The following is a 15,435-nucleotide window of genomic DNA, read 5'->3' on the forward strand; positions in this document are numbered from 1 at the left end:
TTAGCGCTGAGTGGGGTTACTCATTCGGTACTTCTTACTAATTCTTCAGCACTAAAAAGTATTAAAGTTTGATAAAAGATTTTTATTTATTTCTCAAATATGCCAACCCAAGTTGTTCAAGCTCAACCCTCAAGAAATGTTTTTTCAGATTTTACCCAATTCTGGGAGAATGTCAAAGCGATCGCTGGGCCTTACTGGTATCCAACAAAGCCAGGGCAAAGATCATTCTCAGACGTAATTCGGGCATGGGGAATGCTTATTCTCCTAATATTACTAATCATTGCATTTGTAGGTGTAACTGCTTTTAATAGTTTTATTAATCGCTACATAGTTGATATCATACTTCAAGAAAAAGATTATTCTAAATTTGTTAATATTATATACTTTTATGCTGCTGGACTTGTCTTAGTAACGCTTTTATTAGGATTTTCTAAATTCGTTAGAAAACAAATTGCTCTTGATTGGTACAAATGGCTTAATAATCAAATTTTAGATAAATATTTAAGCAATCGTGCTTATTACAAAATTAATTTTCAAGCTGATATTGATAACCCAGATCAACGTTTATCCCAAGAGATTGAACCAATTACCACTAATGCCCTCTATTTTTCAGCTACTTTCCTAGAAAAAGTACTGGAAATGATAACTTTTGCAATAATTATCTGGTCAATTTCCCAGCAGATTGCTATTGCTCTGATTATTTATACGATTATGGGTAATTTTATAGCTGTCTACTTAAATCAAGAATTAAATAGTATTAATCAAGCGGAAATTGAATCTAAAGCTGACTATAATTACTGCCTAACTCATGTTCGCACTCACGCTGAATCAATAGCTTTTTTTCGGGGAGAAAAACAAGAATTAAATATAATTGAGCGTCGATTTAATAAGTTGATAATCAACATTAAACGCAAGATTGATTGGGAGAGAAATAGAGACATTTTTAACAGAGCATATCAGGTTGCCATCGAACTTTTTATGTTATTCATACTTGCGCCTTTATATATCAAAGGTGAAATTGATTTCGGACAAGTTGGACAAGCTAGTGTAGCTAGCTTTATGTTTGCTACTGCTTTGGGAGAACTAATAACTGCATTTGGGACTTCTGGAAATTTTTCGAGTTACGTTGAGCGTTTAGCTGAGTTTTCGGGCGCGTTAGAAGAAGTGACCAAACAACCAGAGAATGTAAGTACCATTAAAACACTAGAAGAAAATCATCTTGCTTTTGAGAATGTCACCTTACAAACGCCCAATTATGAACAGGTAATCGTTGAAGACTTATCATTGTCTGTTCAGCCAGGAGAAGGTTTATTGATTGTCGGCCCCAGTGGTCGAGGAAAAAGTTCTCTGTTGCGAGCGATCGCTGGTTTATGGAATGCAGGGACTGGCCGTCTGGTGCGACCTCCCTTAGAAGAAGTCTTGTTTTTGCCGCAACGTCCTTATATAATCTTGGGAACTTTGCGCGAACAATTGCTCTATCCTAATACCAGTCGTCAAATGACCGATGCAGAACTCAAAGAGGTTCTACAACAAGTTAATCTGCAAAACTTGCTAAGTCGAGTCGATGGCTTCGATACAGAAGTTCCTTGGGAGAACATATTATCGTTGGGAGAACAACAACGCCTGGCTTTTGCACGACTAATAGTTACTCATCCTAGCTTCACTATATTAGACGAAGCAACGAGTGCTTTGGATTTGGAAAATGAAGGAAGGTTGTATCAACAGTTACAAGAGACGAAAACAACCTTTATCAGTGTTGGACATCGGGAAAGCCTGTTTGATTATCATCAATGGGTTTTGGAACTTTCACAAGATTCCAGTTGGCAACTTGTGACTGTTCAGGATTATCGGACTCAAAAAGCAATTATCACTATTCCTTCCACAAATCCCCAAATAAAAATAGATGATTCGTCTCAAGATAAATCTCTAATTCAATCAGAGACAAGCATAGTCGAAGGGTTATCTCATAAAGAAATGAACGAATTAACCTACTATTCCGTTACTACTATTAGAAGTAAGGCAAGCAAAGGGGAAACTATCACTAATAGAGACGGCATTACCTATCGCTATGATAAAGATCCTAAAGTATTGAAATGGGTAAGAGTATTGATTACATAAAGCCTTCAAATCACGCTCATTATGAGGGGCAATAAACTGGTAAACACACTCCCGGTTTCCCCTCGACCCCAATCGACCGACATAATCAAGTTTAAAGTCAATCTTCTCGAGTAATTTCTGTGCGATGTCTACGACGGGCTACGCCTACGCAATTGGGGTGAGTTTTTCTGAGATAGAAACATTTAGATAATAGTACATCCGCAGTTGGGGATAACAGCCGTCATCGTCCTTCTTAAGCAAACTAGGGGTAACTTCAACTTCATAACGACGCGATAATTCGGCCTTGCGCTGCTGATTGATTAGTTAAAAATTAACTAATCAAATTAGCAGCGCCAAAAGTAGCATTGAACTTGCGACACCAGATAGCGACAGATTTGTAATCTGCTAAATTGATGTTGCTAGGAATAGAATATGTTTGAGCGCCACTATATTTTTTTAAGGGAGCAAGAATGATATAATCGCCATTTTTTAAAGGATAAGATGGTGGCTTTGTTGAACCAATTACGTTATCTGAACGATGCAAAGTTACGACTAAATCTGGCCCTGATTCAGACGTTTTAAACGACTGTTCAAGCTCTAGAAATGATTTACCGTCTTTGGTTGTAATACTGACTGTTCCTTGAGTTGTATGTTCTCCTGAAATAAAAGTGCCTGACTTCATAGCAATTGACTCCTGAGAACGTGCTGAAGGGGCTACAGGCTTCGCCGACGTTGAAGATGCAGGAAAAGATGTATTCACAGCTATAGGACTTTCCTTAGACTGATTACTTGATACTTCTGGAACACAGCTAACCATGACAATAGAAGATAAACTTAGTATGAATAAATTTTTGAGCTTCATGATTCAAATTCCTCATTGCATTGAACAACAATATAGTTTTTAGATTTAGCCTTTAACTAATCATTACTTAAATAATTAGTCTAAGAATTATAAATATCTAAGAATTCATATATAGAAAGCTGAGATTTTCTTGAGAAAATTATTATGTAATTCTCAGCAAAATCTCAATTTTTAACCTGTAAGTGCTTAAGCAGGAATAAACAGAATTATGTCATCGTGAACAAAACAGACTGAAGTCAAGCAACCACAATGCTCTAAAATTATTTAACTTTACTCTCAATGACACCGCTTATACTTACTTTATAGCTGTTATATAAAATTACATTTAATTAAGTAAAAATTAATAATTTTGTTGTATGCAAAAAATATATGTATCGAGTAAAATCTTTCTACCAAACTAGCCGGATAGCTGGAGTTGTTATTTAAAATCTTCAAAACTTACCATTTTATTTTTGAAATTCTTTTTATAACCCATGCAATAGGCATCCATGAGCAAAACCAGTGATGATGAAATATTGTTGCACAACCAAACTCGGCAGAGGGAGCGGCAAATCATAACACGTTTGTCTTCTTTGAACTATTGAACTGGTGAGTGGCAGTGAGCGAAGACAGGAGAACTCTAAAAATCTTTAGTGTTCACAAATAACTTAGGATTGTGGCATACAGCATTGCATCACTTCATGAAAAAACTGACAAATGGAAAAATATCAACTTAGCCCAAACAACTGGTCACAAGAAACTTACATTAAAGCCTTAAAGAAAGCAGCACATGCACATCAAGGTCAGAAAATGTCAGGTTCAGAAATACCTTACATCATGCATTTGAGTTTTGTGAGCATGGAAGTAATTGCAGCCCTAAGCGTCGAAACAGAACATGACGGAAATCTTGCTATTCAATGTGCTATTTTACATGACACAATAGAAGATACTAACACAACATTTGAGGAAATAAAAATCGAATTTGGTGAATCAGTAGCTAATGGTGTACTTGCGCTGACTAAAGATGAAAGTTTAGTAAAAAATCTTCAAATGGCAGATAGTTTACAAAGGATAAAAGAGCAACCACAAGAAATATGGATGGTGAAATTAGCAGATAGAATCAGTAACCTACAAGCACCACCACATTATTGGACTCAAGACAAAATTGTTCGATATAGAGAAGAAGGTATTCAGATTTATGAAGCTTTGCAGGATGCAAGTCCATTTCTTGCTTTACGCTTGGCAAAGTTAATTGAAGATTACAAAGCGTTTATCAAGTAAATAGCTTTATGTTAGCTAAATCACACTGAAAACCTAAGCACTGAAATAAAATTATATAGCGGTTCCCACTCAGATGCGGTACAGCATTATATCGCCAAGTGTAAGGGCACGGCAGTGCCCCTACGGGTGTATCTCAGGTAAACGAGAACCGCTATATTATGCATAAAATATTACAGCAACCAAAAGTGCGATTGAAGTTCCATGCCAAGTAAGTGCTTGCATTATAAGTGATGACTATTAGCTGTGAGATTGGATATAGTTCCAAGTCTAACAGAGCCTGATTTTGTGCAGTCTCTTAGATAAGTTGTATAAGTTGGGGCAGTTTTAGGATTGGTCTGCTTACTTCATCATTTGAGATTTTTTATGTTTAATTTTTGGAAATAGTTGCGTTTTTAATATCATCAATCAATTCATCAATCCTTGATTGAGTCGTATTCCAAGAACACATAAAACGTACTCCTCCCACACCAATAAATGTATAAAACTGCCAGTTCTTTGCTTTTAAGCTATGAATGACTTGTTCAGGTAATTTAACAAACACGGCGTTGGCTTCTCTAGGAAACATCAAGTTAACACCTTCTATGTTCAATAGTTGATTTTCCAAGTATTCAGCACATTGATTGGCATGTCTGGCATTTTTTAGCCAAGCACCAGTTTCCAATAAACCCAACCAGGGAGCGGAGATAAACCGCATTTTTGAAGCTAGCTGGCCTGCTTGCTTGCATCGATAATCAAAATCCTCTGCTAGCTCTTTGTTGAAGAAAAGAATGGCTTCACCTAATGCCATTCCATTCTTTGTACCACAAAAACACAGCACATCCACTCCAGTTTTCCAAGTAATTTCAGCAGGGCTTTTATTCATCGCCGCAACTGCATTTGCAAAACGAGCACCATCCATGTGAATCTTTAAGTTATACTTTTTCGCAACTTCTTTGATTTTGAGAAGTTCTTCAATAGAATATAAAGTCCCTAATTCTGTTGATTGTGTAATACTAATAACTTTAGGTTTTGGATAATGAATATCAGTACGTTTAGTCACAATTGCCTCTATCGCCTCTGATGTTAGCTTGCCATTTTTACCTTGAGCAAGTAACAATTTAGAGCCATTAGATGCAAATTCAGGTGCGCCACATTCATCGGTTTCTATATGAGATGTTTCATGGCAAATGACACTGTGATATGACTGACAAAGGGCAGCTAAAGATAAAGAATTTGCGGCTGTACCATTAAAGGTAAAAAATACTTCACAATCAATTTCAAAAAGTTCCCGAAAATAATCTGTGGCTTTTTGAGTCCATTCATCATTTCCATAGGCTGGAACACTACCTTGATTTGCCCTAATCGTATATTCCAGCGCTTCTGGACAAATGCCAGAGGAATTATCACTTGCAAACTGCTCTAAGTGGCTACTCATAATCTCTACTTTTATTTTTATCAGTAATTTTTACAATATTAGTGAATAATTTTGGCACTTGCCAACTTTAAGATTGACGGAGGATGTTATTAAATTCTCAAATTATAGTGGTTCTCGTTTACGTGAGGTACACCCGTAAGTAAGGGCACGGCAGTGCCGTGCCCCTACTTCGTGATGTGATGTAATGTTGTACTGCATCTGAATGGGAATCGCTATATCTAATAACTCTGCTAATTACAATAACTTTGGATGATTGTAAACTCAATATGTATATAGCCCTATTTAATCATTCGTGAAAAACGAAATTGGCGACTTATATAAAAGTCGGTAATCTGAAAGTTTTGATTTTCACAAATAAAATATAAATTCTATACGTTGTATTAACTTGTTAGTTAGTTTTTGTTGTTGTCGCTTTTCTCTGAGTAGTTATAGTAATTCTTAGTATGTTTATACTATTATATGACTTTGCTGATGTCCACGGAAAATTAGAGTCTTAGTCTTGCGTTACTGAGACGTTAAATTACTACGGTGTCTTAGTCAGCCTTGCGTTGAGGGGATTATGGGACGTTAAACATCGCAAATAATCATTAAAATTATGCTAAATTATGCTAAAAAAATAAAGTTTGCTAATCAGGATGCTAATCATATACTTATAATGTACTATACAATGCCCTAACAATAACGATGACATCACTATTGGGCGTATTTGTCCTTTGTTAGTTGTGAGAAGTTATTTGTTTATTATCTATTGACTAATGACTCTCCGGGTGATGCTCCTTCTGTTACGTCTGCTACGCGAATGTCGCTAATTAACGCCATTTGCTTTTCCCCTTGACGGTAGCCTCTCCTTTTGGGAGAAGGAGAGATGCTGCGGGTAGCAAGATCCTTGTAGGGGTACAAATTGGGGAACCCGCCCAAGGCATTGGCTCACCAATGACTAATGACTAATAACTAATGACTGAACCATTGATTGAACTAAAAGGTGTTTCTAAGTCCTTTGGTAGCCATAAAGTTCTAGATAATGTAGACTTGACCATTTACCGAGGAGAAGCACTGGGGATTATTGGCCCATCAGGGACTGGTAAATCAACAATTTTACGGGTAATGGCGGGGTTACTTACTCCCGATGAGGGAGAAATTTATGTGCAAGGAGTACGGCGAGACGGTTTGATTGAGGATGGTGGCCAGCAGGTTGGCATTGGCATGGTGTTTCAGCAGGCGGCGCTATTTGATTCGCTGACGGTGGAGGAGAATGTGGGATTTTTACTTTATCAAAATTCAAAGCTACCGCGATCGCGGATTCGAGATTTGGTAAAAGAAAAATTGGAGATGGTAGGTTTGCCAGCAATCGGCCACCTTTACCCAGCGGAACTTTCCGGGGGAATGCGAAAACGGGTAAGTTTTGCCCGTGCGATTATGTCTAATCCCGATAATCCCTCAGAAGGCCCAGAAGTTCTACTATACGACGAACCAACAGCCGGACTTGATCCTATTGCCTCAACGGTAATCGAAGATTTAATCCGCCATTTGCAATGTTTACATGGAGTTTGTAGTACCTATGCCGTTGTTACCCACCAAGACAGTACTATCCGTCGTACAGCTGATAGACTTATATTTCTCTATGAAGGTAGAGTGCAGTGGCAAGGTACAGTTAGTGAAGTATACAACACCGAACATCCTTTGATTAGACAATTTATCAGTGGAAGTGTAAAAGGGCCGATTCAAGTCGTCGGTTAGAAAGTGAGAAGTTAGGAGTTAGGAGTTAAAAGTGAGGAATTAAGAATGAGGAGTTAAGAATGAGGAGCGAGAGTTAAATTCAACTCCCAACTCCTAACTCCCAACTCATAGCTAACTTATTGGGTGGAGGAAAAAAATGCGAGGTCTTATGACAAGCCGCTTCGCGTCTGGGCGAACATTTAGAGAAGGCTCTGTGGGGTTGTTACTCCTGCTAGGATTAGGGGTATTTGGATTACTCTTTCTGTGGTTAAATAGATTCACTGCTGCCGGCCGTTCATACAAAGTTATTGTCGAATTTGCTAACGCTGGCGGAATGGAAAGGGGAGCAATAGTTCGCTATCGAGGCGTTAAGGTAGGAACTATTTCCCAGGTTCGACCAAGACCAAATGCTATTGATGTAGAGATTGAAATTGCCCAACCTGACCTAATTATCCCCCGTCAGGTAGTGGTGGAAGCTAATCAAAGTGGATTAATTAGCGAAAGTATTATCGACATCACACCAAAGGCAAGCTTACCTGCTGGGGTTGTGATTGCTAAACCCCTAGATAAAAGTTGTGATACTAGTCTCATAGTTTGTAATGGTTCTCGGTTAAAAGGTCAAGTTGGCATCAGTGTTGATGCACTAATTCGCAGTTCAACTGAGCTAGCTGCTGTATACAATGACCCAAAATTTTATAGAAATGTCAATAGGGTTCTAGAAACTACCACAGGTGCAGCATCCAGTTTTACTGAGCTAAGTCAGGATTTACAAGGCTTGACCAAAAGCTTGCAACAACAACTAAATACATTTTCAACCACTGCTAATTCAGTGCAACGAGCGACAAACCAACTTAATGCATCCGCGACTCAAACTGTAAATCAATTCGGTGCAACTGCAACTCAAGCAAATCGTTTGCTGAACAACCTAGATAATCTGTTAACAACAAATCGTTCTTCGCTGGTTGGTGCTTTGAACAATATCACCGAAACCAGCAACCAACTGCGTGTTACAGTCAGTAGCCTATCACCAACTGTTAATCGATTCACTCAAGGAGAATTACTCAACAATTTAGAAGCTCTTTCAGCAAATGCAGCGCAAGCTTCAGCTAATTTACGTGATGCTTCTAAAACCTTAAACGATCCAAAAAATGCGGTGCTGCTGCAACAAACTTTAGATTCAGCACGAGTAACGTTTGAAAATAGCCAAAAAATTACATCTGATTTGGATGAATTGACAGGTGATCCTACTTTCCGCCAAAATTTGCGGCAATTGGTGAATGGTCTAAGTGGTTTAGTATCTTCTACACAACAGATGCAGCAACAAGTGCAAGTTGCTACTACTCTAGATTCAGTAAAAGCTGCTGTGAACAAACCAAATAATCTAATTCCTACCCCAGCACCAACCCAACAGGCGATGTCTAATGACAAGTCCCTACCTGTCTACGTAATTAATCCCTCACCTACTAATTTTGCAATTCCCGATACCAACCTTGAACCAACCCCCAGTCCGTCTATCTCTAGCTCATCCCAAGAAAACCTCTTGAAGCAGCTGCGGGAATATGGTAAGCAACGGGAGCAAGTGGAGACGGAGAAATAGGTAATACAGCTTGACAATCTTAACCACAACAAGACCGAATATGCTTGGGTTAAGATTTTATCCTCCCTAACCCTCCTTTTTTTAAGGAGGGAATTAGAGCAATACTACGGGTCTTTTACTATCCAGCATCGCCATTTTACCTGCATGATAGCGATCGCCAGCCATTGTTCTCTCGTTTATCTCGTTTCCATGCTCTTCATGGGAATGCCTGATTAGGGGCTGCTCCCTCCAGTCAGATATTGAGTCAGAGACTCAATGAATGCATTCCCAGTCGGAGCCTGGGAACGAGCAAAAACTTATCAAGCTAGTTTTTTTAGGACTTGTGTGTACACCATAGCCGACGGGCGAGAGGGACGGTTTTGTGTATTAAACAAAGACGAAACGACTATCTGTTGCCAAATTTGTATTTCGGTTTAATCCGTTTTCTACAACAGCAATCAATTCCGCACCATTATTGGTGAAGATGCCAACAGCAGATCGATTTATAGAAACGGCTGATGCTGACCCTAGGGAGTAATTGTTAGCAAGTCCCTTGATCTGAATCTTATCGTCTGCTTGGAAGTTGACAATATTGGCATAGTCACGATTTTGAGAACTGGTATAAAAAACCGAAGTGGCATCACCCAAGACGTAAATATCTGCCCCCTTACCACCGTTGAGTAGGTCGATTTCGTTTGTGCCACCCCCCCAACCAATCAGGAGATCATTACCATCGCCCCCAGAGATTATGTCACTGCCAGTTCCTCCTAGAAGTGTGTCATTGCCATCGTCTCCAAGGAGTAAGTCGGTGCTTCCCTTGCCATCGAGGTAGTCATTGCCTTTTCCTCCGTTGATCGCCTCGTTGGCATCACTGCCGATCACGCGATCGCTCCCAGCTAGAGCATTGACTATGTATCTGTTTAAACCAGTAAGTTGGCTGGTAAAGATGATGTCGTCGCCAGATGTCGCCTTGTTATTAGCAACCGTCAGGTCGAAGGTATCGCTAACATTGCCACCTTTGCCATCAGATGCAGTGACTGTAACTGCAAAAATGCCGGTTTGAGAAATAGTACCGGATATCAAACCTGTGTTTACAACGATACTAGAGCCTATGGGTAAACCCGTAGCACTGTAGCTGAGGGTGTCAGCTTGATCGATGTCAGCGAATTTGTTACTGACATTGAAAGAAAACGACTGATTAGTAGAGATGATTTGGTCGTCAAGGGGTTGAACTACCGTGGGGGCATTGTTTGCAGGTAGATTAAACCGAGCCACACTAGGATCATGATCGCTATCCTGGTCAAAAAACTCTGAGTTGATGTGAACTACATCATACCCATCCAGCTTGTTGAGCAAGTTATTACTCACCAAAACATGGTCAAGTGTCTGGGCATTGCCTTGAAAATTATAGGTATAACGCTCGTTTTCCGGCAGAGTTTCAATTAAGGAAGTCAGCCCAGCACTTTCTAAAATGCTGACAGGGTTGGAAAACTCAAAGTCATTCAAGTCACCCACTACCGCTACATTGGCGTTGGGATCGATTGCTAAAATATTCTCGACAAAGTTTTTCACCACCGTAGCTTGTTGCTGGCGCTGAGTTTCGCTAGTGAGGGTTGGTGGTTGATTTGGCCCGTATAGCGGTTGGTCACCGCCTTTAGAATTAAAGTGGTTGCCAATTACATAAACAGTTTGACCGTTGAAAGTAAATTCACCAACTAACGGCTTACGACTGCTAGTAAAAGCAGAGTTGGCGGGGTCAAGGCGACCAGGACTGGCAGAAAGTGTGGGAACACCATTAACATCGGTAACTGTGGTGTTAGTTAGGGAACCGCCACCAGGGGTATCCACAAACTGAACTCGGTCGGGATTAAATAAGAAGCCCTGCCGGATATTGCCACCAGGTTCACCGCCATCTTGATTGTTGACTGGGTTAATTTGGCGGTATTCATAGGTGGGGCCGCCCGCAGCTGCGATCGCCTCAATTAATGTTTGATAAGTTGTGCTAGCATCAACTACGCCGTTATTTGTCGCTCCGTTATTGTCCTGAATTTCCTCGATAGTAAGGATATCTGGCGATTGCAGATTATTGACAATCCGGCTGGCAAGATTGTTAAACTTGGTTGCACCATCACCTGGGTCAAGGTTTTCGACATTGAAGGTAGCAACTGTGAGTTGGTTGGTGGTGGCAGTTAAATTAGTGACTTCCTTACTCAGGGAATTTGAGGTAACAGTTACCGATGTGGGCAGAACTTCGTAGTTGTTGAAGCTATAATCGACCACACCTGTAATTGTGCCGAGAGTCGCACCCACGTTAACGTCGGGGGATCTACCAGAGGTAAACAGCGTGTCATCAATTTGGATACGCTCTGGATTAAAATCATTGGAACTGACGAGAATACCGCCACGCGCTGTGCGTCCTGTGGCATTCGCGCCATTATCTGCCAGCACCCAAATTTCACCAAAAGAATTTGTCGGGCTAGTTGCTACAGAATTATTTACCTGCACCACCATCCCTTCTAAGCTTTCATAGAAGTCGATGCCATCCTGGACGGGATCAAAAGTGGTTGTGCCAGTTTCGATATTACCAGTAGTGTCGTTATCGATTACCGTCGTTGGGATGGTTCTGCCGCCATTGCCAAGAATTGTGGCAGAGGGCAAAGCATTACCACTGGAAACAGTGACAATTGTGGGAGTGGTAATTTGTGTTTTAGTCAAATTATTGGCATCGCCGCCCGGACGAAACTCCGTAACGGTTCCACTGACCAACACGGAATCTCCAACGGATACGCTTGGGGCTGATGAAGTGAAGACAAAAATACCTTCTGAGGTGCGCTCGTCGCTGTCTGGGGTGGGGTCTTGCAAATAGAAACCATTACTCGCCCTAGCTGTCACAATTCCCGCTACATTGCTGACGGTCTGATTTCTAAAGGATGAGATATGCCCTGTTCCCTGAATGTCACTAATCCGAACGGATGGGGTTACTTCAAACACAGCAACCGTTTTGCTGACTTCGTTCGTGGTGACTAATAGAGGCTTGCCTGTAGGACTGTCAGCCGCCGAGACAAAAGTTAGCCCTTCGATCGCAATATCTTCGGGGGTGTTGATGTATTGAACGAAGGTTGGCTTGTTGGGATTTGTCACCTCATAGACGATGACATCGCCGGTGCGTTCTAAACCAATAAAAGCATAGGTGCGGTTGTTGATAACTCCAATCACCACACCTTCAGGTTCAGGCCCTTTGTTATCGCTGCGGGTGTCAAAGCTGGCAACTGTGCCATCTGAGTTAAACAGAGTTGGTACTTTGGTTGCCGTAATTTGTTCAAATTGGTCGCCACTGTCGAATATCTGATTGCCGCTTCCATCCCAAATCGAAAAGGAACGCGCCCCAAATGCTTCGATGCGATCGAAATCTCCGTCCCCATCGATATCACCGGTGGCGTTGGTTAGTTGCAACCGTCCCAGATTGGCATTATTTTTTAGGGTTGCAGCATTAGGAAAAATGGTTGGGTCTAAGATATATCCGGCTGCACCAACCCGGATTTCTTCGCTAAAACCAGTGTAATCGCGGGAATCTCCTTCGTTGGCGGTGATGTAGTAGGTTTGTCCGTTGGCGGTGAAGCTAGCGATCGCATCGGGTTGATATAACCCAAACACTGGCCAATTCTGAATATTGATTTTACCAGTACTGTTGGTTAGGTCGCGATCGCTAACATCTAATCCATTACCTGGGAGACTGTGATTTTTTACACCGAGGGGCAAAATGCTGGTGATGGTGGCGCTGGCAATATCCAGAATAGCGATCGCATTGTTTTCTTGCAGGGTAATATGCGCGGTTTGACCGTCTGAAGATACAGCAATGTACTCTGGTTCTAGGTCTTGTGCCACCGTCGAGCCGGGCCCAGTAATCCGCACGCCTGCGGCTTTGAGTGTGGCCATCTGACTATTGAAGCTGGTAAATGAGGCTTGGGCAACGGTTGCATTAGCCACGCCACCGGAAATGTCAATAATGCTAACTGAACCTTCAGGATCTACCGAATTGGGTTGCCCGTAGCTATTGGGTTCTCCTTCATTTGCTACTAATACCTTCGTGCCATCGGGCGTAAAGGTCAGCATATCTGGTAATGCACCCACTGCAACCGAGTTCAAGAAGCTGCCACTGGCGGCATTGTAGAAACTCACCTGTCCTGTCTGTTGGGCGTTTGTGGTGGTGTTTTGAATGGCGTAGGCGACTGCAACAATCCCATTTTTGACCGCAACGCTGTTGGGAATAGCTTGTGTGCCTGCGGGGGGCGTAAATCCTGTTGTTAAAGAACTAGCCGAGGTCAACGCACCTGTATTGCTGACATTATAAATTTCAACTATGCTGCCAGCTACAACAAATAGGCGATCGCTTCCAGAATCAAAGGCGGATATTTCGGCACCATTTGTACTGGTGAAGTCGCCAACTTTCTGCAAAAAGCTTGAGTTGTTGTTGGTAATCGTAATATTTTGCGAAGTGGTGCTACCCAGAATAATGCCTGCTGAGGGTGTAGCAATGGTCAATATTGCAGTTTCTGTCGCTTCTGCGATGACCTCCGGTCGGGCGTAGCCCATCGCATCATCGGCAATGATAAAGGTGACAGAACCGGTGGTTTCTCCACTAGGAATGGTGATGATATTATTGGTCAGGTAGAAATCCCCGGCGGTGATACCTGTTCCCGAAACCCCTAAGCTAACGGTCTGATTGCCAGATACGGCACTGGATGCAGTAGCAGTAACGGTGATAGCTGTTGTGTTTGCTTCCAAGCCAGCAGTAGCGCTGAGGGATAAGTTGACAATTGGAAACGCAGCAACTTCATTATCTGTTACCGTGATGCCAACAGTACCGTCAGTAAAACCTGTGGCTGAAGCAGTTATCGTTACTGACTGAGAGCCATCAAAGATTAAATCGTCTTCAGCATTAATAGAAAAGGTTGCAGTCGGACTATTGCCAGTGAAGGTGACAGTTGTGGGTACTGTTGCCTCAGTTGTATCATTACTGCTTAAATTTACTACCAAATCTGATCCAGAGGTGTCTAAGCGGGTCACGGTGGCTGTAGCAGCGTTTGCACCAGCATTTTCAGCAAATGAGTTAGGAGTAATACTTAGAGACAAAGCTGGTGCGGTAGAACGTAAACTATTGATATAAGTCGTATTAGCGCCGCCATTGGACAGACCAGGTGTGGTTGAAGCAAATGCAATTCCTGTTGTCCAGTTAGTAGTAGTAGTTGCGCCAGCAAGGTTTGAGTTTAATGCATAGCCTGTGTTATTTGTACTGGAGCCAAAATCGATATTTGCTGCACTCGTAAATGCTCCTGATGCAGTCCCAATATCTACAGCAAATCCATCTGCTGAAATAGTGGCACCAGTATTTGAGGTATCAACCCAAACAATATCATCAGCAGCAATATCTCCATTATTTCCACTGTTGGCGTTAGGTAGAAAGGAACCACCAGCGTTGAGAGCTATATTCCAGTCGCCACCTAATGGGTTATAGGATGTGTTCTGAGTAATACCTGTAGTTCCACCAACTGTGATGAGAGTTCCAGCCTTGAAGGTGGAGGCTATGGAACTAACATTTGTAAATTTATAACCAGAAAATTTAGCGGCTTTGGTGGCTGTTGAGTCTCCAAAAAAGAAAGACTCAAGCTGTGTAGCAGTCAAGTCTTCAACAAGCAAAAACTCGATGAATTCGTCAGTTGTGGTCAAGTTTCCACCACGGTAAAATTCATTAATGATAATCTTGGGCATAGAAATCTCTTCGTTTAATTGTGTGAATCGGGTTAAACTTTCAGAGCAAAAATTCGTAAATTCAAATACGAATCTACTCAGTGCTTATATTTAATTAAGATCAACTTTTTGGCTTGTTTAATTTCCAAATTCGCAGGTTCAGCAATGGTTGAAGAACTACCTGAAAATTTGGTAATCAAGAATAATCACTTGCTGTAATAAAATGCATCAAAATGTGGTTTTCATACAGATAAAATCATTTACACATTCAAGATACTGAGAGTCAAATAGGTGTTTTAGACTCATTGGTGGCGCGATCGCCTCCTATAGCCACAAAAGAATGGATGCAAAAACTTACTTCAAAGTTTGGGCGATCGCAATATCCGTAAGGAAAAACTTGGGCATCTATTCAGAAAACAGCTACATACCTTACTAGTATTAATTCGTATTCAGCAACCTCAAACTATCCCAGTAACGTTAAGAAACCGCTATCAATAGGTTAAAAAAACAAATATGTTGGTACTGAGTTGCGCTCAGATTTAGACTCACAAGTTCGAAAAGTCAGCAGATGAGAGGTGATCCAATACCACTTGGATAAGCGTTTTTTCCTCCCCTGCACCCCTGACTCGACAGATAAATTTCTGAACCGAACACTAATGAGAGATGATTTTTTGGCTAGCGATCGCCAGTTGTTATTTTTTGGTCAGGTCAGGGAACTCTATTAATACGGTTCAGTAATTCGCGCAGCCTTGACCAGAGAAA

The 15,435-nt window shown here is 41.3% G+C and carries 7 protein-coding genes; 4 read left to right on the forward strand and 3 right to left on the reverse strand.

Features of this window, described 5'->3' with window-relative positions:
* Positions 1–99: 99 nt before the first annotated feature.
* The gene (locus ACEYW6_RS20055) at positions 100–2,118 is read left to right on the forward strand and encodes an ABC transporter ATP-binding protein/permease (RefSeq protein ID WP_412981126.1); all 2,019 of its coding nucleotides are present in this window, start codon (positions 100–102) and stop codon (positions 2,116–2,118) included.
* Between the two features lie 310 nt (positions 2,119–2,428).
* On the opposite strand, the gene ACEYW6_RS20060 is transcribed toward ACEYW6_RS20055, so the two are convergent.
* Positions 2,429–2,959 (reverse strand): DM13 domain-containing protein, encoded by a 531-nt coding sequence (locus tag ACEYW6_RS20060; RefSeq protein ID WP_412981127.1) that lies wholly within the window; start codon positions 2,957–2,959, stop codon positions 2,429–2,431.
* 696 nt (positions 2,960–3,655) lie between these two features.
* On the opposite strand from ACEYW6_RS20060, the gene ACEYW6_RS20065 reads away from it, so the two are divergent.
* Positions 3,656–4,219, forward strand: a complete 564-nt coding sequence (locus tag ACEYW6_RS20065; protein ID WP_412981128.1) for an HD domain-containing protein — start codon at positions 3,656–3,658, stop codon at positions 4,217–4,219.
* A 367-nt stretch (positions 4,220–4,586) separates the two neighbouring features.
* Here the strand turns inward: ACEYW6_RS20065 and ACEYW6_RS20070 are convergent, their stop codons facing one another.
* Positions 4,587–5,633, reverse strand: coding sequence for a low specificity L-threonine aldolase (locus ACEYW6_RS20070; RefSeq protein WP_190895487.1), 1,047 nt, complete (start codon positions 5,631–5,633; stop codon positions 4,587–4,589).
* Between the two features lie 954 nt (positions 5,634–6,587).
* On the opposite strand from ACEYW6_RS20070, the gene ACEYW6_RS20075 reads away from it, so the two are divergent.
* Both ACEYW6_RS20075 and ACEYW6_RS20080 read left to right on the forward strand, forming a co-directional pair.
* Complete coding sequence (locus ACEYW6_RS20075) at positions 6,588–7,370, forward strand: ABC transporter ATP-binding protein (RefSeq protein WP_190895488.1); 783 nt, start codon at positions 6,588–6,590, stop codon at positions 7,368–7,370.
* 136 nt (positions 7,371–7,506) lie between these two features.
* Entirely contained in the window at positions 7,507–8,946 is a 1,440-nt protein-coding gene (locus ACEYW6_RS20080; RefSeq protein WP_412981129.1) for an MlaD family protein, read from the forward strand.
* Between the two features lie 366 nt (positions 8,947–9,312).
* On the opposite strand, the gene ACEYW6_RS20085 is transcribed toward ACEYW6_RS20080, so the two are convergent.
* On the reverse strand, positions 9,313–14,694 hold the full coding sequence (locus ACEYW6_RS20085; RefSeq protein ID WP_412981130.1) for a choice-of-anchor I family protein: 5,382 nt from the start codon (positions 14,692–14,694) through the stop codon (positions 9,313–9,315).
* Positions 14,695–15,435 lie beyond the last annotated feature (741 nt).

It is taken from the genome of Nostoc sp. UIC 10607 (assembly GCF_047228265.1).
GTDB classification, from domain to species: Bacteria; Cyanobacteriota; Cyanobacteriia; order Cyanobacteriales; family Nostocaceae; genus Nostoc; species Nostoc foliaceum_A.

Bases quoted from the DNA above. Each gene is read 5' to 3' on its own strand.
- ACEYW6_RS20060 (WP_412981127.1), bottom strand. From the start codon at position 2,959: ATGAAGCTCAAAAATTTATTCATACTAAGTTTATCTTCTATTGTCATG.
- ACEYW6_RS20080 (WP_412981129.1), top strand. From the start codon at position 7,507: ATGCGAGGTCTTATGACAAGCCGCTTCGCGTCTGGGCGAACATTTAGA.
- ACEYW6_RS20055 (WP_412981126.1), top strand. From the start codon at position 100: ATGCCAACCCAAGTTGTTCAAGCTCAACCCTCAAGAAATGTTTTTTCA.
- ACEYW6_RS20070 (WP_190895487.1), bottom strand. From the start codon at position 5,633: ATGAGTAGCCACTTAGAGCAGTTTGCAAGTGATAATTCCTCTGGCATT.
- ACEYW6_RS20065 (WP_412981128.1), top strand. From the start codon at position 3,656: ATGGAAAAATATCAACTTAGCCCAAACAACTGGTCACAAGAAACTTAC.
- ACEYW6_RS20085 (WP_412981130.1), bottom strand. From the start codon at position 14,694: ATGCCCAAGATTATCATTAATGAATTTTACCGTGGTGGAAACTTGACC.
- ACEYW6_RS20075 (WP_190895488.1), top strand. From the start codon at position 6,588: ATGACTGAACCATTGATTGAACTAAAAGGTGTTTCTAAGTCCTTTGGT.